Origin of the sequence: Bacillus sp. CH30_1T (assembly GCF_008364765.1) — a bacterium.
Lineage (GTDB): Bacteria > Bacillota > Bacilli > Bacillales > Bacillaceae_B > Rossellomorea.
In genome coordinates, this window is the sequence record NZ_VTUY01000002.1 from 249,900 (window position 1) to 268,121 (window position 18,222).

Consider the following 18,222-nt stretch of genomic DNA (forward strand, 5'->3'; position numbering starts at 1 on the left):
TTATCGTTCCCCCCTGCTCTCTCCTATATTCGGTTGAAGCCGTTTAATGATCGAGTGTTTTCCCGTAACTGATCTGTTCATTTTTACTTTCATCGATTCCATACTTTTTATCGATTCCATCGCTCACCTTCGCATTTACGTAAAGTAAGATGATGAAAATGACAATCGACCCCTGGGCACCCATAAAGTAGTGAAACGGAAAGCCATTGAGGGTAATCGTTGACAGGCTTTCAGCAAACAGTACGACCCCAAAGGAAGAGACGAGCCAAATCACTAAATACATTGCCATGTAACGGTTTTTCTCTTTAAAATACTGATCCGCTTTTGCTCTATCAATCTTCTTCATTTATGTAACCCCTTTTCAAGCTCATTATTTTAAACTGAAAATAAATTTCACGGTCTCAAAAAACGGAATCGGGACCATGGCGATTTGAAAAATAAAGTAAATGAATAAAGACAAGAATGGAATGGTTAAGAAGAAAGCCCGTTTCTTTCTCAGTGCAAGAAAAATGCTTCCCCCTGTTATGAGTAAAATCGCGATGAAGTAAAGCAACGTTTCACCTCCTGATTTTGTAAGCGTCTCCTTAATCACACGACCTCCTGTTAATAAAGATTAAATTTTCTGAAATTTTATCCATGCCCTCATTATCTTTTTTGAAAAAAGCCTGGTCAATAAAGAAAAAACGACAAATCTGCATTTGATCTTTCTCTTTATAAATAAATCATTTTATTAAAATAAGGAAATTGAAATATGTGATTGTACTAATAGAATGAAACGGTATGGAAATGCTTTTCCAGTAAAATAATTCCTTTGTCGAATTTCCGAGGAAATTTTTTGTAAAGATGGAATAGATCTGAAAACAAAAAAACTGACCGGAAATCACCAGTCAGTCTTTCTTCATCTATATGATTATTCTTCGTCTTTTACGTCAGAGCCACTATCGGCTGCGTCGTCTTTTTGATCAGTACTTTCTTGTTTCGGCTTTTGCTCAGCTTCCGGTTTTTCTTCAGCTGCATCGTCAGCACCGTTTTCTTCAGTTGCTTTATCTTCTGTTGCTTTGTCTTCAGTGGCTTTATCTTCGCTAGCTTGATCTTCAGCTGCGTTTTCCTGAGCAGCTTCAGCATCCGGCTGTTCACCTGAAACCTTCTTGTCTTCTAATTGCGCTTCTTGAAGTGTTGCAAGGGACTTATTGAAGTACTCCAGTGGATTCACTGCTACATTTGCTTTACGAATTTCAAAATGTACGTGAACGCCAGCTTCTTCATTGAATAAGCTCTTACCTGCTTTAGCGATAGCTTGTCCTTGATCTACTACATCTCCAACCGCGACTTCAAAGTCTTTCACTGATTGATAACGAGTAACGATTCCTTTGCTGTGCTCGATTTCAATCGTGTTTCCGAGTAGGGAATCTTCTTGAACCTTTGTGACTGTACCGCTCATGGCAGCCAGTACATCGAATTCTTGTCCATCTTTAGAAATGTCGACTCCTTGGTTCGGATAATACATGTTACCATAAACGACTAGGGCAGCTTCCTGTTCTTCTGCTGAAGCTTCAGTATCGTAGAACTGTTTTTCAATAACTGTGTCCTCAGGGCTCGCAACAGGCATTACAAAGTTTTCCAATGAACGATTGACTTCTTCTGCAGGCTGGTTGAACTCATTATCAGTAGGAACTCCATCATAGCTGTAATCCTTGGCTTTCTCGTTTACATCATTTCCTGCCTGGTACCACAGAATCCCCGTGATAATGATTGCTGCACTTGCTAAATAGATTGCTGGGTATGCCCAACGTCTTTTCAAAAAGTTTTGAGAAGGTTGTTTCTTTTCTTCCTCTCTCATTTTCATCACCTCAGCAATCATTCTGAACAGAATTCAGAAAATATATACACATTTGCAAAAAAATTTTTAATTCTTATCTTTCGACAAAGGGATGGAAAATATGTATGATTTTAAAAATAAGATGAAATTTTTCTTTTTATAAAGCGCTTTTCGTATTTTCACAGAGAAAGTAGTAGTTGATTTCCGCTACAGGCGCTCGCTTTCCGCGGGGCGGGCGGTGAGACTCCTCGGATTTGCCTGCGAGGTCTCACCTGTCCCGCTATTCCCGCAGGAGTCGAGCGCCTGCAGCGAGAATCAACTTTCTGAGATTAATGTTTTTGACAAAGCCTACTTTTTAAAAAGAACCATCTACTAGAAAAGAAACTTTTTATAAAGATTTGAGCATCGCGCAGGCCCTGCAATTCTTGATTTATGTTAACGAAATCACTGTCCTGCATGATACAATATAAAAAACAGAAAGGACGAGCTGCATATGAAGAAGTTGCTTAGGTATGTGCTGACAGCTGCGCCTTTTCTCTATATGATACTTATCTGGATGATGTCGAGTAATCCGGATGATGCCGTCATTCGTTTTCCTGATAATCAGTTGGATCGTTTTATTAAAGAATCTCTTCATTTAATCGAATTCGGTATTTTATATGGATTATTTGTTCTCGCTCTGTTGGCACATGGAAAGCTTCGATTCACTTTGAATTTTACTGTTGCGTTAATTGCGATCTTTTATGGATTCGTGGATGAAATTCATCAATCCTTTGTTCCGTATCGTTCTGCAACACTGATTGACGCCGCGAAGGATTTAATAGGAGTCACTGTCCTTTTTTGGATTGTGAACCGGACTTATTTTAAGAACGCTGATCATCCATTGACGAAAAAGATGAAAAAGTTCGAAGCTTATTTAAAAAAGGATTGAGCCTCTACTGGTCTACTTGACCCGAGGACTCAATCCTTTTTTACTATCTTTGCGCTGTTACTTTCTGCAGGAGTTTATCTGATTCTGTTATTTTGACATCTTTATAGTAATGCGTGACGATGTCTTGATAATCCTTGCCTTCCTTCGCCATTCCGTTTGCTCCGTATTGGCTCATACCGACTCCGTGGCCGAATCCTTTGGTGGCGATGACGATATGATCATCCTTCAGATACCAGGTAAAGTCTGAGGATCTCAGTTCTAACTTTTCTCTTATATCACGGCCGGAAAATCCTTTGCCGTTTATTTCAACACTAGCTACCCTTTTACCTTCTGTTCTTGATGTGATCGTTCCTACCGAGCCATCCTTTGGCAGAGTTACGCCCAGTTTCTGCTCAAACTCTTTGATCGGAATAACCTTTTGATCTTCGAAACTAGGTGACGCCGAGTCCCAAGGGCTTTCGACACTTCTTAAATATGGATATTCATTCGGCCAATAAGCCTCCGAGTTTTCTGTGTAACCATTGCTCGTTGAGAAAAAAGCTGCCGTAATGGGCTTACCATCATAGGTCAGCACCTGCCCCATCGTTTCAAGCACAGCATCGGATATTTTCTTGATCTTCCAGTCATAGTCGGCACCCCAGAGACCAGCAAGCTCCTTCTGGTTCTTATATACCTGGTGAGAGACCGTATCTGTCACATCGGCACCCTTAGGAACAGTGGAGTCTTCAAGTAAAAGCTGATTCACTATATACGTCCTCGCTGCAAGGGCTTGAGCTTTTAACGCTTCCTTTTCAAAATCTGCAGGCATTTCACCAGCTACTACCCCTACTACATACTGCTCCAAAGGCAGTTTCTCGATTAGTTCTTGATTGGATCGGTAGACAGCTACCTCAACCGAGTTCGCCAGTTCTTCCACGGATGGCGGATTCTTCAGTTTTTCGTCTAAGTTTGCCGTTTCCTTTTCTGATGAAAATGGGAGCACGAGAAGAGTAGGTACAATAAATATGATGCTGATAAAGATTGAGAAGATGATCAGTACTGGTTTCAAATGCTTCATGTTCGCGGCCTCCAATGAAAGATTAAATAGGAGAATGTTCTAGCACACTTCTCCACTCACTTTCATATGTATGGTATAGGACAAGCAATTATGAATTTCATTTGCTATAGCTATTGATGAGTTTGTGGTTTTGTATTGGTATTGTGCAGGTTCGCAGACGTGTATGTCGAATTTTATTTGTTTATAAATCCGAAAAATATACAAAAAAGGCAAGCTTTTCTATAAAAGAAAAGCTCACCTTTCTCTAATGCTTACGCATCTTTAATCATGTCTTGCTCGGAAACAGGTGTTTCTTCCACTTCTTTCACACGCTCGATATCGGCACCCAGGCCTGCAAGCTTCTGATGGAAGTTCACATATCCACGATCTAAATGCTTTAGTTCTGTCACTCGAGTGTAACCATCTGCTACCAGACCTGCGATCGAAAGAGCTGCTGCTGCACGTAAGTCCGTTGCAGCCACTTCTGCTCCTTGAAGAGGCGTTGGTCCGTTCATGATTACAGAGCGGCCTTCAATCTTAATGTCCGCTCCCATACGACGGAATTCTTCAGCATGCATGAAACGATTTTCGAATACCGTTTCAGTGATGACGCTAGTACCGTCAGCTGCTAAAAGTAATGCCATCATTTGAGATTGCATATCTGTTGGGAAACCAGGATGAGGCATTGTTTTGATATCGACAGATTTTAATTTCTCCGGTCCGATGACACGAAGACCTTCTTCTTCATCGATGATCGTAACGCCCATTTCTTCCATCTTGGCAACTAATGAAGATAAATGTTCTGGAATCGCACCTTTTACAAGGACATCACCTTGAGTGATGGCAGCAGCCACCATGAAAGTTCCGGCTTCGATACGGTCTGGAATGATGCTGTGCTCGACACCGTATAGACGATCCACACCTTCGATACGGATCGTTCCAGTACCTGCACCTACTACGCTTCCTCCCATTTTGTTCAGGAAGTTGGCTAAGTCGACGATTTCAGGCTCTTTTGCGACGTTTTCAAGGATTGTTGTTCCTTCTGCAAGAACTGCAGCCATCATAATGTTTTCTGTCGCCCCAACGCTTGGGAAGTCCAGATAAACCTTGGCACCTTTCAGTCTTCCGTCTACTTCAGCTTCGATGAAACCATTTCCTACCTTCACTTTTGCTCCCATTGCTTCGAAGCCTTTTAAGTGTTGGTCAATCGGTCTTGAACCAATGGCACATCCACCAGGAAGTGCAACACGTGCTTTACCTGTACGTCCAAGTAATGATCCCATAACAAGGACGGATGCACGCATTTTTCGAACATATTCGAACGGTGCTTCTACAAACAACTCTCTTGATGCATTCACGATGACTTCACCATGGTTAAACTCTACATCTGTATTTAAATGACGTAATACTTCATTAATCGTATATACATCGGAGAGTGGTGGTACATTTTTAATGACACTTTTTCCTTCACTTGCTAATAATGTAGCAGCGATGACTGGTAAAACGGCATTCTTTGCTCCTTCAACTTGCACTGTACCGCTTAAACGCTGACCGCCGCGGACGATAATTTTTTCCAAGAGTATTCCCCTCCGCGTCCAATTTCTCTATATTAATATTCAATAATTAGGATGGGTGTGCCAATCACAAAGGTTGTCTTAGCGCCCATTCCGCTTTTCCGTAGACCTAGTTGTATATTCATATCATCATTTTTTGTTGGTATAGTCCGTGACATTTGTTCCGAGTAAGCTGAAATGGAATAAAAGTCTTCTTCTTTAAGTGATTCCAGTTCTTTAGCGTCTAATTCCGACATTAGTTCGACAGCCTGATTCGACAAAACTTTCTCAAGCTTATCATTGAATTCGCCTTTTATACAAGAGAAAATCATAGGTTTATTAGTAAAAATGATTTCCATATTTGGGATGATTTCAGTTTTGATATAGTGCTTCGTCTTTTCTCCCAACGCTTTCTGACTCCCTCGCATTTCATACATAATATACGAAACGGACTGCTTGTTTGTGAGGGTGTGCTGGAACTTAATGGTTTCTTCCCCGTGAGACGTCTGACGTTGTCCCACAACCATTACCTCTTCAGCTGACTTCTTCGTCACCCACTCAAAATCAGAAAAAGTTTCTTGCATAGTAGTACTATATTTGGCAAACCCTTTATTCGTGAAGCTTTTTTTGTTTTCTCTTGCATATAGAGACCATTCAGTTATCTGACCTTGAGAATGAACAATGGCTTGGTCAAGCTTTTCAATGTCTAATAAATGATTGGCTTCGATAGTGTTGTTCCCATTAATAACAGGAAGAAAACCTAATCCAACAAAAAAGATTAAAATAATGTAAAGATACCGACTCATTTTCCATTCCTCCCCTTACCTAAAAGTCTGTCCGAATAGGAGAAGAACATACTTGAAAATTGTCGTCATCTTTTTACAATTATTGAGTTGTCGGCAGGCTGTTACATGAAAGCGTTTCACATTGAAACTTTTTCACAAAGGAACAAGCACAAAATTAATCTTACTTAAAACAGACCTTGTTGAAAACATGCAGGAAGACCTATTTTTTGTCAGAAGATCTACTTATTCAAAGAAAACAGGCAATGCCTGAGACCACAGGTAGTAATCCAGTAAAAACCGGCTGACGGCTGATCCGATCGCGATCGTTAGTAGGATATACAATAGTCTCCCTTGAGCGACACGATTTTTCTTGAGGAGCTTGTCTAATTGGATGGATTGCAAAGACCAAAATGTGATCCCGAATACGAATAGATGCACGATCATGCTGATAAGGGCCTGCTGGCCAAAGCTTTCTACCACTCTTCTCACTCCTAATAATCATTTCGACGCACAAAGTCCATTTTACCACATAATTCAGTAACTATATATGGAATTTACATAATTTTTAGTTGAGTTGGGCCGTGGAAATTCAACCAGGTCTTTATGGGGCTACAAAAGGGAAAAGCAGCTTAATTTTCGTGTGTAATATGCTCCTTTTTCGTTCATGGTACAGACCCGGGATTTATATCTTCCAACAGAGGTCCGTCCCTCTATTCAAAAAAACCACCCTTCCACAAGGAAAGGGTGGTTTTGGTGTTTATATTAGAAGTTACGTTCGGAAACGTTAATTCTGTTCATGGCACGCTTCAGAGCAAGTTCGGCACGACGGAAGTCTACGTCGTCGCGTTGTGCCTGCATGCGGTCTTCTGCGCGGCCTTTTGCTTCTTTAGCGCGTTGTACATCGATAGCTTCTGCTGTTTCAGCAGACTGTGCTAGAATTGTCACTTGTTCAGGACGTACTTCTAAGAATCCGCCACTGACAGCTACAAGCTCAGTGTTGCCACCTTTTTTCAGGCGAACCGCACCGATTTGTAGTGGAGCAACCATCGGAATGTGTCCAGGTAAGATTCCAAGCTCACCACTTTGAGCTTTCGTGCTCACCATTTCCACTTCTGAATCGTACACTGGGCCATCGGGAGTGACAATATTGACTTTTAATGTCTTCATTTTCTTCCCTCCTGGTCCCTAATTATACCTCTACGCCCATTTCTTTAGCTGCTGCTAATACATCCTCAATCGGACCTACTAGACGGAACGCATCTTCAGGAATGTGATCGTATTTACCGTCAAGGATATCTTTGAATCCTTTAACAGTGTCTTTCACTTCAACGTAAGAACCTTTTTGTCCAGTGAACTGTTCTGCAACGTGGAAGTTTTGAGATAAGAAGAATTGTACACGACGAGCGCGGTGTACCGTCAGCTTATCATCATCAGAAAGCTCATCCATACCAAGGATCGCAATGATATCTTGAAGTTCTTTATAACGCTGTAGTGTTTGTTGAACATTACGAGCGATGCTGTAGTGTTCTTCTCCTACGATTTCCGGAGAAAGAGCACGTGAAGTCGATGCTAATGGATCTACCGCAGGATAGATACCCATCTCAGAAAGCTTACGCTCAAGGTTCGTTGTTGCATCCAAGTGAGCGAAAGTTGTAGCAGGAGCCGGATCCGTGTAGTCATCGGCAGGTACATAGATCGCTTGGATCGATGTTACAGAACCAACGTTAGTTGACGTGATACGCTCTTGCAATTGACCCATTTCAGTAGCAAGTGTCGGCTGGTAACCAACGGCAGATGGCATACGGCCTAGTAGGGCAGAAACCTCTGAACCTGCTTGCGTGAAACGGAAGATGTTATCGATGAACAGAAGTACGTCTTGACCTTGCTCATCACGGAAGTATTCAGCCATTGTAAGACCCGTCAAGGCAACACGCATACGCGCACCTGGCGGCTCGTTCATTTGTCCGAATACCATCGCTGTTTTCTTGATAACTCCAGAGTCGCTCATCTCGTGGTAAAGGTCATTTCCTTCACGAGTACGCTCTCCAACACCGGCGAATACAGAGATACCGCCGTGCTCTTGAGCGATGTTGTTGATAAGCTCCTGGATTAATACGGTTTTACCAACACCGGCACCACCGAATAGACCGATCTTACCACCCTTGATGTAAGGAGCAAGTAAGTCTACTACTTTAATACCTGTTTCCAGAATCTCAACTTCTGTAGAAAGCTGATCAAATGTAGGTGCTTGTCTATGAATTGGATCACGACGGATACCTGCTGCAAGAGGCTCGTCTAAATCGATTGATTCACCCAGAACGTTGAATACACGACCTAATGTGATATCCCCTACTGGTACAGAGATTGGTGCTCCTGTATCAAGCACGTCAGCTCCACGTTGTAAACCATCTGTGGAAGCCATCGCGATTGTACGTACAGAATCATCACCTAGGTGAAGGGCAACCTCTAATGTAAGTTCAGCTCTATCTGCAATTTGGACCTTTAATGAGTTGTAGATATCAGGAAGTTGGCCATTAGCGAACTTGACATCGACAACTGGACCCATTACTTGAAGAACGTGTCCTTTGTTCATCTCTTTCCCTCCTAACTAGCTTTTGACGACAAAACTATGTTGTAATCCGGCACTGAACCGGAATGTCATTTCTATTCGAGTGCTGCTGCCCCGCCGACGATTTCCGTGATTTCTTGGGTAATCGCTGCTTGACGCGCACGGTTATAAGAAAGTGTAAGGCTGTTAATGATTTCTTTCGCATTGTCTGTTGCGCTTCTCATTGCTGTCATACGAGCCGCGTGCTCACTGGCTTTACCATCAAGTAACGCACCGTAAATCAAGCTTTCAGCATATTGAGGAAGCAACACTTCCAAAATTTCTTCAGCATTAGGCTCAAACTCATAAGAAGTTAAGTTCGATGAAGAAGAGTCAAGCTCCGTTAAAGGAAGAACCTTCTTCTCGGTAACATCTTGTTGAATGGCACTGACATAGTGGTTGTAGTACATGTAAAGCTCATCATAAGCACCATCAGAGAACATGTTGACTGCCTTGTTGGCAATGTCTTTAATGTCTGCAAAGTTTGGTTGATCTGGTAGCCCTACAATACCTTCCACTACATTATCGCCTCGTTTTTGGAAGAAATCTCTTCCAATACGACCTAACGCAATAATGGCGTATTCATCTTGTGAGCTGTGACGCTCTTTAATCGCATTACTTACAGCACGAATGACGCTCGAGTTATAAGCCCCCGCCAAACCGCGGTCAGATGTAATGACCAAGTAGCCGGTTTTTTTTACGGGGCGGGAGACTAGCATCGGATGCGTTACATCTGTGCTACCAAGGGAAATGGAAGCAACGACTTCCTGAATTTTCTCCATGTATGGAACGAAGGCTTTCGCATTCGTTTCAGCACGGTTCAATTTAGAGGCAGAGACCATTTCCATTGCTTTCGTAATTTGACTGGTTTTCTTCGTAGATGTAATACGAGTTTTTATGTCGCGTAACGATGCCACTGGTTCTCACCACCCTTTTAAAATGTTAGTCATATTCACTAGAACCAACTAAATAATAGAATAATCAGCCGGTGCCATCAAAATGAACACCGACATCATATGAAATTACTCAGACTTTACAAATGTCTTCTTGAATTCGTTGATCGCTGCAACCATTGCATCGTCTTCAGGAAGACCTTTTGTGGTGCGGATATGGTCTAACAGTTCTGTATGGTTGTGATCTAACCAGCTTAGGAATTCACCTTCGAAACGACGAATATCTGTTACTGGAATATCATCTAAATGACCTTTTGTTAATGAATAGAAGATCATAACTTGTTTTTCAACATTAAGTGGTTTGTTAAGATCCTGCTTCAGTACTTCAACAGTACGGGCTCCACGGTTTAGTTTCGCTTGTGTCGCTTTATCAAGATCTGATCCGAACTGAGCAAATGCTTCAAGTTCACGGTATGCCGCTAAATCAAGACGCAGTGTACCGGATACCTTCTTCATCGCTTTGATTTGTGCGGATCCACCAACACGTGATACGGAAAGACCTGCATTGATCGCCGGACGAACACCGGAGAAGAATAGGTCAGATTGTAAGAAAATCTGTCCGTCAGTGATGGAGATAACGTTTGTTGGAATGTAAGCGGAGATATCTCCTGCTTGTGTTTCAACGAATGGTAATGCCGTGATGGAACCTCCACCTTTTGCATCACTTAATTTCGCTGCACGCTCTAACAAACGAGAGTGTAAGTAGAATACGTCACCAGGGAATGCTTCACGGCCTGGAGGACGACGTAATAATAATGAAAGCTCACGGTAAGCAGATGCTTGCTTAGAAAGATCATCATATACAACAAGAACGTGCTTGCCGCTATGCATGAATTCTTCACCCATTGTGATACCAGCGTATGGTGCTAAGAATAGCATTGGAGCTGGTGAAGCAGCTGAGGCCGTTACAACGATTGTGTAATCAAGGGCACCATGCTTACGAAGCGTTTCAACTGCATTACGTACAGTTGATTCTTTTTGTCCGATCGCAACATAGATACAGATCATGTCTTGATCTTTTTGATTTAGGATCGAGTCGATTGCAACAGATGTTTTACCTGTTTGACGGTCTCCGATGATTAACTCACGTTGACCACGACCGATTGGAACAAGCGCGTCAATCGCTTTGATACCTGTTTGAAGTGGCTCGTGTACGGATTTACGATCCATAACACCAGGTGCTCCACCTTCAATTGGACGTGTTTTCGTTGTCGCAATTGGACCTAATCCATCAACTGGTTGTCCAAGTGAGTTTACAACACGACCTACTAATTCTTGTCCTACTGGAACTTCCATGATACGTCCAGTACGACGAACCTCATCGCCTTCACGAATGTCTTTAAATGGTCCGAGAATGATGATACCTACGTTGTTCTCCTCTAAGTTCTGCGCCATACCCATGACACCGTTAGAAAATTCAACAAGCTCTCCAGCCATGACATTGTCGAGGCCATGAGCACGAGCGATACCGTCACCGATTTGGATAACTGTACCTACATCGCTTACTTTCATCTCAGACTGATAGTTTTCAATTTGCTTTTTTATCAGCGCGCTGATTTCTTCCGCCTTGATGCTCATGAATTTCACCCCTCATTTATACGAAAGTTAACGAACAAGTTCACGCTCAAGACGATCCAACTTGCCAGCAAGTGTTCCGTCATAAATACGGTTGCCGATACGGACCTTAAGGCCGCCAAGTATGTTCTCGTCTATCACATTCTCAATTCTTAATGATTGTTTACCAATTTTCTTAGCAAAAGAAGCTGACATTGCTGTCTTCTCATCTTCTGTTAAAGCACGTACGGAATACACCTTTGCTTCTGCAATTCCTCTAGCTTCATTAGAAAGCTCGATGAATGCATCGACAACGCCCACTACCTGATCTTCACGATGACGATCAGTCATGAGAAGCAATGTATTCAATACTGATACTGATACAGTAGAGAATGCTTCTTTCAACATATCTTTCTTCCTATCCGTCGAAAACTTCGGATTTTCCAAAAGAATGCTTAATTCTTTATTTTGGATAAAAACGGATTTCACTGCACGAAGCTCTTGTTCAATCGCTTCTAATTGATTGTGTTCTTTGGCAATTTCGAAAAGAGCTAACGCATAGCGTTTTGCGACTGTAGAGTAGCTCATCTCTCTTCTCCTGCCTCTTTAATATAATCGTTGATCAGCTTCTGTTGATCTTGAACAGAAAGTTCTTTTTCAATCACTTTCGATGCAATCAGAACAGATAGTGAAGCAACCTGCTCGCGTAATGCTGCCATCGCTTGTTCTTTCTGCGTCTCGATTTCACGTTTCGCAGATTCTTTCAAGCGCTCAGATTCCTGACGAGCGGCAATGATGATTTGTTCACGTTGCTCATCGCCCTGCTTCTTAGAGTTCTCGATCATCGCTTGCGCTTCTTGACGAGCCTCTTTTAAAAGTTGACGCTGTTCTTCTAAGTTCTTATTTGCTTCTAGACGGCTTTGTTCAGCCGCTTCTATTTCGCTTGCAATGTGATTCTCACGCTCTTGCATGATGCCCATCAAAGGACCCCAGGCAAACTTCTTTAATAACGCAAGAAGGATAAGGAACATAACAAGCTGGAATACGATATCTCCACCGTTGAAGCCGCCACCAGCTCCAAGGACTAATGCGTTTGTAAGCACGAGGTTTCACTCCCTTCAAGAGTCAATGCCTTCCATAAAGAAAGCTTTACAATAACGGCAAATGCCGTATCATTCATAGTCAAATGTTCATAAGTACTAAACATAAAGGAATGGCGAAGGTTCTTATCGAATGATCTTCGCCATCTTGAACTTTAAACTGCTATTATTGACCCATTACGATGAATGCGATAACTACTGCGATGATAGGAATCGCCTCTACTAACGCAACCCCGATGAACATTGTAGTTTGAAGCATTCCACGAGCTTCCGGTTGACGAGCCATACCTTCTACCGTACGTGAAACAATAAGACCGTTACCAATACCTGCACCTAGTGCTGCTAAACCGATTGCAATTGCTGCTGCTAAAAGACCCATTCTGAATTTCCTCCTTTAAATGTATAAAAAAATGTTTTGAGTAGTTTTGTTCAATTTTGAACAGGGTATATATTAATGGTCGTGGCTAACTTTGTGAGCCATATAAACCATCGTTAACATAACGAAAATAAATGATTGGATTGCGCCGACAAAGATTGAGAAACCTTGCCAAACGATCATCGGCAGTGCTGCTGCCAAATGTCCACCAACCCCAACTGCCAAGCTGCCTGCTAAAAGTGTAAGCAGGATTTCCCCAGCATAAATGTTTCCGTAAAGACGAAGACCGAGTGTCAATGTGTTGGCAAATTCTTCGATAATCTTCAGCGGGAATAAGAACCACATCGGCTTGAAAAAGTCTTTACCGTATTCGCCGAAACCTTTCATCTTGATGGCATAGTAGTGCGTTAACACTACAACCATAACGGATAAAGTCATCGTGATGACCGGATCTGCTGTTGGAGATTTCCACCATAATGTGTGATCATATGTTATGGAAAACGGAAGCCCTAACATGTTTGAAACAAAGATATACATGATCAAAGTAAGTCCAAGGATATGGAAACGACCTCCCGTTTTCCAGTCCATATTACTCTTCACAATGTTTTTGACAAAGTCCATGACCCATTCCATGAAGTTCTGTACTCCAGTTGGTTTCATGGCCAGTCTACGAGTAGACAAAACCGCAATCAAGAAAACAATAACACTTGCTACTGTAATCATCAGTACGTTTGCCAGGTTGAATGTTAACCCCAAAAACTCGTGTGTAGGATTTTCATGATGCAATGAAATTCACCTCTCTTCCCCGCTATTTATGAGCTAAAAGCTGCTGAATAAAATAATCTATCATAATGACAAGGTAAATTGTCATTAATCCCATAATGACGCTCAGGAGATGAAAGTGCTCAGGGTATTCCGTTGCAATAATGACTGCAAAGGCCGCACCTGCCATCCTTGAGAAGGTTCCTAATGATCGAACCTTTTGACCAGATTCTACTGCATCACCGAATCGCACGGTTCTCCTCATGATCAGCCAGTGACTAAACAGACTGATGCCTGTCCCCAAAATAAGCCCAAGGAAAATAGACTGATAGGAAGTAAAACCCCAACCGAGGACGTAAAGGGAAAGGAGGAAAAATATGTACTTACGATGCCTGTTAAACAATTGCTGAAGTTCTGGCATACATTAATCTCCCGAATTGAAATGTTGGACTGTACGGAGCATGGTGTAGATTCCTGTTGCGAGCCCAAGGAGTAGTCCAATAATTAAGAAAAGTGGTGTGGTGCTCCATATTCCATCTAACCATCTCCCGCCGAAGATCCCTATTAAGATAGAACCAACAAGCTGGGAAAGAATAGCAGAATACAAGACCATTGATTGATACGGGCGCCGATCATTTTGACGCATTTTTTTCATCTCCACACATGTGATTTAGTGGGAAATCGTTGACACTGTACAAATGATGAAAAACCGTTTCCATACGGGTTCAACCCTTGTGAAAACCTTATCATTTTATACCCTTTGTAAGCATACAATAGGGTATTATCTATGTCAATGAGTTCAAGTTAAAAAGTTCACAACCTATCCACGCGTTTCCAAATTGTTCACATTTTTAACACATTTACAGAAAAGCGGAGGCGGGTTGGTCAGAGGCGACAAGCATAAGATGAATTGACCGGAAAGGCGCCTTTTGCCTTTTTGGTCAATTTATCTTATGACCTCGAGCCTCTACCCGACAGAGCTGGACATGTCGAAAAGCGGAGGGAGAATGTGGTCTCGCTCATACATAGATTCTATCTTCACATACCCCTCCATTATATAGAAAATTCTTTTTATGAGTAACCCTTGAATTTAATGTAAATACTTCCAGTCAACTGAGAAACATCCATATTTTTTACATAAAAGACAAAGGTCCGTCCCTCATCAGTTTGAATCTGGTGAGGGACGGACCTTTAGGTTATTTGTTTATTCGTTCGGATCGAAGGATTTAGGGCGTTCATCCAGGTGACCGAAATGGTATCGAATAGCTTGGGTGATTCGGTAAGACGCTTGTCCATCTCCATATGGATTTGTTGCTTTTGACATCTTGTTGTGTGCTTCTGAATCAGTCAGTAGCTCTTTAGCAAGCTTGTAAATGTTTTCTTCTTCGTTTCCTGCAAGTTTCAACGTTCCTGCTTCAATTCCTTCAGGACGCTCAGTGGTATCACGAAGGACAAGGACAGGGACCCCTAATGAAGGAGCCTCTTCTTGAACACCACCTGAATCCGTTAAGATCAAGTGTGCTCTGGATGCGAAGTTATGGAAATCGATCACATCCAGCGGCTCAATCAGGTGAATTCGCTTGTCATCTCCCAATACTTCATCCGCTACTTCACGAACAGCCGGATTTAAGTGTACCGGGTATACAACTTGAATATCATCATGCTCTTCTACTAATCGCTTAATTGCACGGAACATGTTTCTCATTGGTTGTCCAAGATTTTCACGACGGTGAGCAGTCAATAAGACTAATCGGTCGTCCCCAACCTTCTCCAATACATCATGATGGTACTCATCTTTTACAGTTGTTTTCAACGCATCAATTGCTGTATTACCTGTAATGAAAATCCCTTCTTCTTTTTTACTTTCATTGAGAAGATTTTGGGATGATTTTTCCGTAGGTGCAAAATGAAGATCTGCCATTACACCAGTTAACTGACGATTCATTTCCTCAGGGAACGGTGAATATTTATTCCATGTTCTTAACCCAGCTTCCACATGCCCTACTGAAATCTGGTTATAGAACGCTGCCAGGCTGGCAACAAATGTTGTCGTTGTATCACCATGAACAAGGACGATATCAGGCTTCGCTTCCTTCATCACTTTGTCCAGTCCTTCTAACCCACGAGTTGTTACATCAATTAATGTCTGGCGATCTTTCATAATGTTCAAGTCGTAATCAGGAGTAATATCAAATATATTTAAAACCTGATCCAACATTTCACGGTGCTGAGCTGTAACGGTTACAATCGTGTCAAAACTTTCCGGGTATTTCTTTAATTCCAGAACGAGAGGTGCCATCTTAATGGCTTCCGGTCTTGTTCCAAAAATAGTCATTACTTTGATTGGTTTCGTCATTTTATGCCCCTGCCTTTCTTATTTCGTACCGTATAAACGATCTCCAGCATCCCCTAAACCAGGAACGATGTATCCTTTTTCATTCAACTTCTCATCAAGAGCCGCGATGAAGATATCAACGTCAGGGTGCGCTTCCTTGATTGCGTCTACCCCTTCAGGACAAGCAACGAGGCACATGAACTTGATGCTTACAGCACCACGCTTCTTTAATGAGTTTATGGCTTCCACAGCAGATCCTCCTGTTGCAAGCATTGGATCAACCAGGATGAAGTCACGCTCTTCCACATCACTTGGAAGCTTTACGTAATATTCAATCGGTTTAAGAGTCTCCGGGTCACGATATAAACCAACATGTCCTACTTTTGCAGCCGGAATCAGTTTAAGAATTCCGTCGACCATTCCCAATCCCGCTCGCAGAATAGGAACGATCCCTAATTTTTTTCCTGCAAGAGTCTTAGCCTTGGCGTTGCTTACTGGTGTTTCCACATCAATATCCTCTAACGGTAAATCACGGGTGATTTCAAACGCCATCAATGTCGCTACTTCATCAACAAGCTCACGAAATTCCTTCGTACCTGTTTCTTTATCACGAATAAACGTTAATTTGTGTTGGATTAACGGATGATCAAATACATATACTTTGCCCATTCGACTCTCTCCTTTAAATTCGATTTTATGTAAAAATAGTTTGTCTACTTCCTTTACACCTCAGACTATTGTACATAAAAGACAATTTAAGAGCAACATGAGATGGGAAGTGTAATGGAATCGTTAGAATTGAGATGAGTAGTGTGGGAAAAGGACGTGTAAGCTGCCGTGAATCCGTTGGGTTTTGGTTAATTATTTTAATCGGCCGGATGAATGCCTGAATCGGCTGGAATTTGTTTGAAATCCGCTTGAGACTCTGAAAAAACGGCTGGATTACCGGCAATAACGGCTGGAATCTACTCAAAATCGCTTTATAATCGACAACTAAATGTTTAAAAATCTACTTCTCTACTAATTCCACATCAAAAAAACCTCTCCACCAGTGAGGTCCGTCCCTGGTGAAGAGGTCATCTATTATCTTTCAGGATATAATTCAAATTTGCTTGTCAGGTCAATGACACGCTTGCGTGCTTCTTCCAATTTAGCTTCGTCTTCATGATTCTTAAGAGTCAACGCCATGATGGAAGCAATTTCATCCATATCTTCGAGCCCGAATCCTCTGGATGTAACGGCTGCCGTTCCGATACGGACACCACTCGTTACGAATGGACTTTCAGGATCGAATGGAATCGTGTTTTTATTAACGGTAATCCCGATTTCATCAAGCACTTTCTCTGCGATTTTACCAGTCAGTCCTAGTGAACGCAGGTCAATTAGCAATAGATGGTTATCAGATCCGCCTGATACAAGATTGATTCCTTCTTTTACAAGACCTTCACCTAAACGGTTCGCATTGTCGATGATGTTCTGTGCATAGTCTTTGAAAGAATCCTGCAGCGCTTCACCGAAAGCAACAGCTTTAGCTGAGATCACGTGCATAAGCGGGCCACCTTGAATTCCAGGGAAAATAGACTTGTCTATTTTCTTTGCAAATTCTTCTCTGCATAGGATCATACCGCCACGAGGTCCGCGCAATGTTTTGTGAGTCGTTGTGGTCACAAAGTCTGCATAAGGAACCGGGTTCTGGTGAAGACCGGCTGCTACAAGACCAGCGATGTGAGCCATATCCACCATTAGGTAGGCTCCCACTTCGTCTGCGATTTCGCGGAATTTAGCGAAGTCGATCGCTCTTGGGTAGGCACTTGCTCCAGCTACGATCAGCTTCGGCTTGTGCTCTAACGCTTTTTGTCTAACATCTTCGTAATTGATCAGGTGCTTCTCTTCGTCCACACCATACTCTACGAAGTTATATTGAATTCCACTGAAGTTGACGGCACTTCCATGAGTCAGATGTCCACCATGAGATAAGTTCATTCCAAGAACCGTATCACCTTGTTCGAGGATCGTGAAGTAGACTGCCATATTGGCTTGTGCTCCTGAGTGAGGCTGAACGTTTACATGTTCTGCTCCAAATAGTTCCTTCGCACGATCACGAGCCAAATTCTCAGCTACATCCACATGCTCACAGCCACCATAATAGCGACGACCTGGGTACCCTTCTGCATACTTGTTTGTCAGAACGGAGCCTTGTGCTTCCATAACCGCTTCACTGACAAAGTTCTCAGATGCAATTAACTCGATTTTTGTTCGTTGACGCTCTAATTCATCTTGAATCGCTGCATAAATTTCCGGATCTTGCTTGGCAATCTTACTCATACATATCCCCCTTTAATTCATAGGCCCAACTGCTCTAGGTGCCTCATTGATTCATTCACTCTCATTCTAACACGATTCAGCAAAA

Annotated in this window: 21 protein-coding genes; 1 reads left to right on the top strand and 20 read right to left on the bottom strand. The window is 42.2% G+C overall.

From position 1 onward, the window contains the following. Positions 1–43 precede the first annotated feature (43 nt). The 3 genes from F0342_RS04305 to spoIIQ form a co-directional block, all read right to left on the bottom strand. The gene (locus F0342_RS04305; protein WP_148971179.1) at positions 44–346 is read right to left on the bottom strand and encodes a DUF4212 domain-containing protein; all 303 of its coding nucleotides are present in this window, start codon (positions 344–346) and stop codon (positions 44–46) included. A 24-nt stretch (positions 347–370) separates the two neighbouring features. Then, positions 371–592 (bottom strand): hypothetical protein, encoded by a 222-nt coding sequence (locus F0342_RS04310; RefSeq protein WP_316252581.1) that lies wholly within the window; start codon positions 590–592, stop codon positions 371–373. Between the two features lie 318 nt (positions 593–910). After that, positions 911–1,801 carry a stage II sporulation protein SpoIIQ gene (spoIIQ, locus tag F0342_RS04315; RefSeq protein ID WP_262481639.1) on the bottom strand — a complete coding sequence of 297 codons (891 nt, stop codon included), beginning with the start codon at positions 1,799–1,801 and terminating at the stop codon, positions 911–913. A gap of 511 nt (positions 1,802–2,312) precedes the next feature. Here spoIIQ and F0342_RS04320 point away from each other — a divergent pair. Then, positions 2,313–2,750, top strand: coding sequence for a VanZ family protein (locus F0342_RS04320; protein ID WP_149154800.1), 438 nt, complete (start codon positions 2,313–2,315; stop codon positions 2,748–2,750). A gap of 43 nt (positions 2,751–2,793) precedes the next feature. On the opposite strand, the gene spoIID is transcribed toward F0342_RS04320, so the two are convergent. The 17 genes from spoIID to F0342_RS04405 all read right to left on the bottom strand — a co-directional run bounded on the left by spoIID (position 2,794) and on the right by F0342_RS04405 (position 18,137). Beyond that, positions 2,794–3,807 carry a stage II sporulation protein D gene (gene spoIID, locus F0342_RS04325; RefSeq protein ID WP_149154801.1) on the bottom strand — a complete coding sequence of 338 codons (1,014 nt, stop codon included), beginning with the start codon at positions 3,805–3,807 and terminating at the stop codon, positions 2,794–2,796. Positions 3,808–4,058: 251 nt separating this feature from the next. Continuing rightward, on the bottom strand, positions 4,059–5,363 hold the full coding sequence (murA, locus tag F0342_RS04330) for a UDP-N-acetylglucosamine 1-carboxyvinyltransferase (protein ID WP_113969226.1): 1,305 nt from the start codon (positions 5,361–5,363) through the stop codon (positions 4,059–4,061). Between the two features lie 32 nt (positions 5,364–5,395). Further along, entirely contained in the window at positions 5,396–6,145 is a 750-nt protein-coding gene (locus F0342_RS04335) for a YwmB family TATA-box binding protein (RefSeq protein ID WP_149154802.1), read from the bottom strand. Between the two features lie 222 nt (positions 6,146–6,367). Further along, positions 6,368–6,604 (bottom strand): DUF1146 family protein, encoded by a 237-nt coding sequence (locus tag F0342_RS04340; RefSeq protein ID WP_149154803.1) that lies wholly within the window; start codon positions 6,602–6,604, stop codon positions 6,368–6,370. A 282-nt stretch (positions 6,605–6,886) separates the two neighbouring features. Further along, positions 6,887–7,291, bottom strand: coding sequence for a F0F1 ATP synthase subunit epsilon (locus F0342_RS04345; protein WP_044339984.1), 405 nt, complete (start codon positions 7,289–7,291; stop codon positions 6,887–6,889). A 22-nt stretch (positions 7,292–7,313) separates the two neighbouring features. Further along, entirely contained in the window at positions 7,314–8,717 is a 1,404-nt protein-coding gene (atpD, locus tag F0342_RS04350) for a F0F1 ATP synthase subunit beta (RefSeq protein ID WP_113969230.1), read from the bottom strand. Positions 8,718–8,788: 71 nt separating this feature from the next. Then, a complete protein-coding gene (locus F0342_RS04355; RefSeq protein WP_149154804.1) occupies positions 8,789–9,649 on the bottom strand; it encodes a F0F1 ATP synthase subunit gamma in 861 nt (286 codons plus the stop codon). Between the two features lie 105 nt (positions 9,650–9,754). Next, positions 9,755–11,263: a F0F1 ATP synthase subunit alpha gene (gene atpA / locus F0342_RS04360; RefSeq protein WP_148971186.1), complete on the bottom strand. Its 1,509-nt coding sequence runs from the start codon at positions 11,261–11,263 to the stop codon at positions 9,755–9,757. A gap of 27 nt (positions 11,264–11,290) precedes the next feature. Further along, positions 11,291–11,827 (bottom strand): F0F1 ATP synthase subunit delta, encoded by a 537-nt coding sequence (locus tag F0342_RS04365; protein ID WP_149154805.1) that lies wholly within the window; start codon positions 11,825–11,827, stop codon positions 11,291–11,293. Beyond that, positions 11,824–12,342: a F0F1 ATP synthase subunit B gene (locus F0342_RS04370; protein WP_149154806.1), complete on the bottom strand. Its 519-nt coding sequence runs from the start codon at positions 12,340–12,342 to the stop codon at positions 11,824–11,826. Before F0342_RS04370 ends, F0342_RS04365 begins: the two co-directional genes overlap by 4 nt. A 163-nt stretch (positions 12,343–12,505) precedes the next feature. Continuing rightward, on the bottom strand, positions 12,506–12,718 hold the full coding sequence (atpE, locus tag F0342_RS04375) for a F0F1 ATP synthase subunit C (RefSeq protein ID WP_044339990.1): 213 nt from the start codon (positions 12,716–12,718) through the stop codon (positions 12,506–12,508). Positions 12,719–12,790: 72 nt separating this feature from the next. Next, positions 12,791–13,501 carry a F0F1 ATP synthase subunit A gene (gene atpB / locus F0342_RS04380; protein ID WP_148971189.1) on the bottom strand — a complete coding sequence of 237 codons (711 nt, stop codon included), beginning with the start codon at positions 13,499–13,501 and terminating at the stop codon, positions 12,791–12,793. A gap of 22 nt (positions 13,502–13,523) precedes the next feature. Continuing rightward, positions 13,524–13,898 carry an ATP synthase subunit I gene (locus tag F0342_RS04385; RefSeq protein ID WP_113969236.1) on the bottom strand — a complete coding sequence of 125 codons (375 nt, stop codon included), beginning with the start codon at positions 13,896–13,898 and terminating at the stop codon, positions 13,524–13,526. Positions 13,899–13,901: 3 nt separating this feature from the next. Further along, entirely contained in the window at positions 13,902–14,123 is a 222-nt protein-coding gene (locus F0342_RS04390) for an AtpZ/AtpI family protein (protein WP_113969237.1), read from the bottom strand. A gap of 558 nt (positions 14,124–14,681) precedes the next feature. Then, positions 14,682–15,833 (bottom strand): non-hydrolyzing UDP-N-acetylglucosamine 2-epimerase, encoded by a 1,152-nt coding sequence (gene wecB, locus F0342_RS04395; protein WP_149154807.1) that lies wholly within the window; start codon positions 15,831–15,833, stop codon positions 14,682–14,684. 18 nt (positions 15,834–15,851) lie between these two features. Then, on the bottom strand, positions 15,852–16,481 hold the full coding sequence (upp, locus tag F0342_RS04400) for a uracil phosphoribosyltransferase (protein WP_034765147.1): 630 nt from the start codon (positions 16,479–16,481) through the stop codon (positions 15,852–15,854). A gap of 414 nt (positions 16,482–16,895) precedes the next feature. Beyond that, entirely contained in the window at positions 16,896–18,137 is a 1,242-nt protein-coding gene (locus F0342_RS04405; RefSeq protein ID WP_149154808.1) for a serine hydroxymethyltransferase, read from the bottom strand. Positions 18,138–18,222 lie beyond the last annotated feature (85 nt).

Bases quoted from the DNA above. Each gene is read 5' to 3' on its own strand.
- F0342_RS04305 (WP_148971179.1), bottom strand. From the start codon at position 346: ATGAAGAAGATTGATAGAGCAAAAGCGGATCAGTATTTTAAAGAGAAA.
- F0342_RS04320 (WP_149154800.1), top strand. From the start codon at position 2,313: ATGAAGAAGTTGCTTAGGTATGTGCTGACAGCTGCGCCTTTTCTCTAT.
- spoIID (WP_149154801.1), bottom strand. From the start codon at position 3,807: ATGAAGCATTTGAAACCAGTACTGATCATCTTCTCAATCTTTATCAGC.
- F0342_RS04335 (WP_149154802.1), bottom strand. From the start codon at position 6,145: ATGAGTCGGTATCTTTACATTATTTTAATCTTTTTTGTTGGATTAGGT.
- F0342_RS04345 (WP_044339984.1), bottom strand. From the start codon at position 7,291: ATGAAGACATTAAAAGTCAATATTGTCACTCCCGATGGCCCAGTGTAC.
- atpD (WP_113969230.1), bottom strand. From the start codon at position 8,717: ATGAACAAAGGACACGTTCTTCAAGTAATGGGTCCAGTTGTCGATGTC.
- atpA (WP_148971186.1), bottom strand. From the start codon at position 11,263: ATGAGCATCAAGGCGGAAGAAATCAGCGCGCTGATAAAAAAGCAAATT.
- F0342_RS04365 (WP_149154805.1), bottom strand. From the start codon at position 11,827: ATGAGCTACTCTACAGTCGCAAAACGCTATGCGTTAGCTCTTTTCGAA.
- atpE (WP_044339990.1), bottom strand. From the start codon at position 12,718: ATGGGTCTTTTAGCAGCAGCAATTGCAATCGGTTTAGCAGCACTAGGT.
- F0342_RS04385 (WP_113969236.1), bottom strand. From the start codon at position 13,898: ATGCCAGAACTTCAGCAATTGTTTAACAGGCATCGTAAGTACATATTT.
- F0342_RS04390 (WP_113969237.1), bottom strand. From the start codon at position 14,123: ATGCGTCAAAATGATCGGCGCCCGTATCAATCAATGGTCTTGTATTCT.
- wecB (WP_149154807.1), bottom strand. From the start codon at position 15,833: ATGACGAAACCAATCAAAGTAATGACTATTTTTGGAACAAGACCGGAA.
- upp (WP_034765147.1), bottom strand. From the start codon at position 16,481: ATGGGCAAAGTATATGTATTTGATCATCCGTTAATCCAACACAAATTA.
- F0342_RS04405 (WP_149154808.1), bottom strand. From the start codon at position 18,137: ATGAGTAAGATTGCCAAGCAAGATCCGGAAATTTATGCAGCGATTCAA.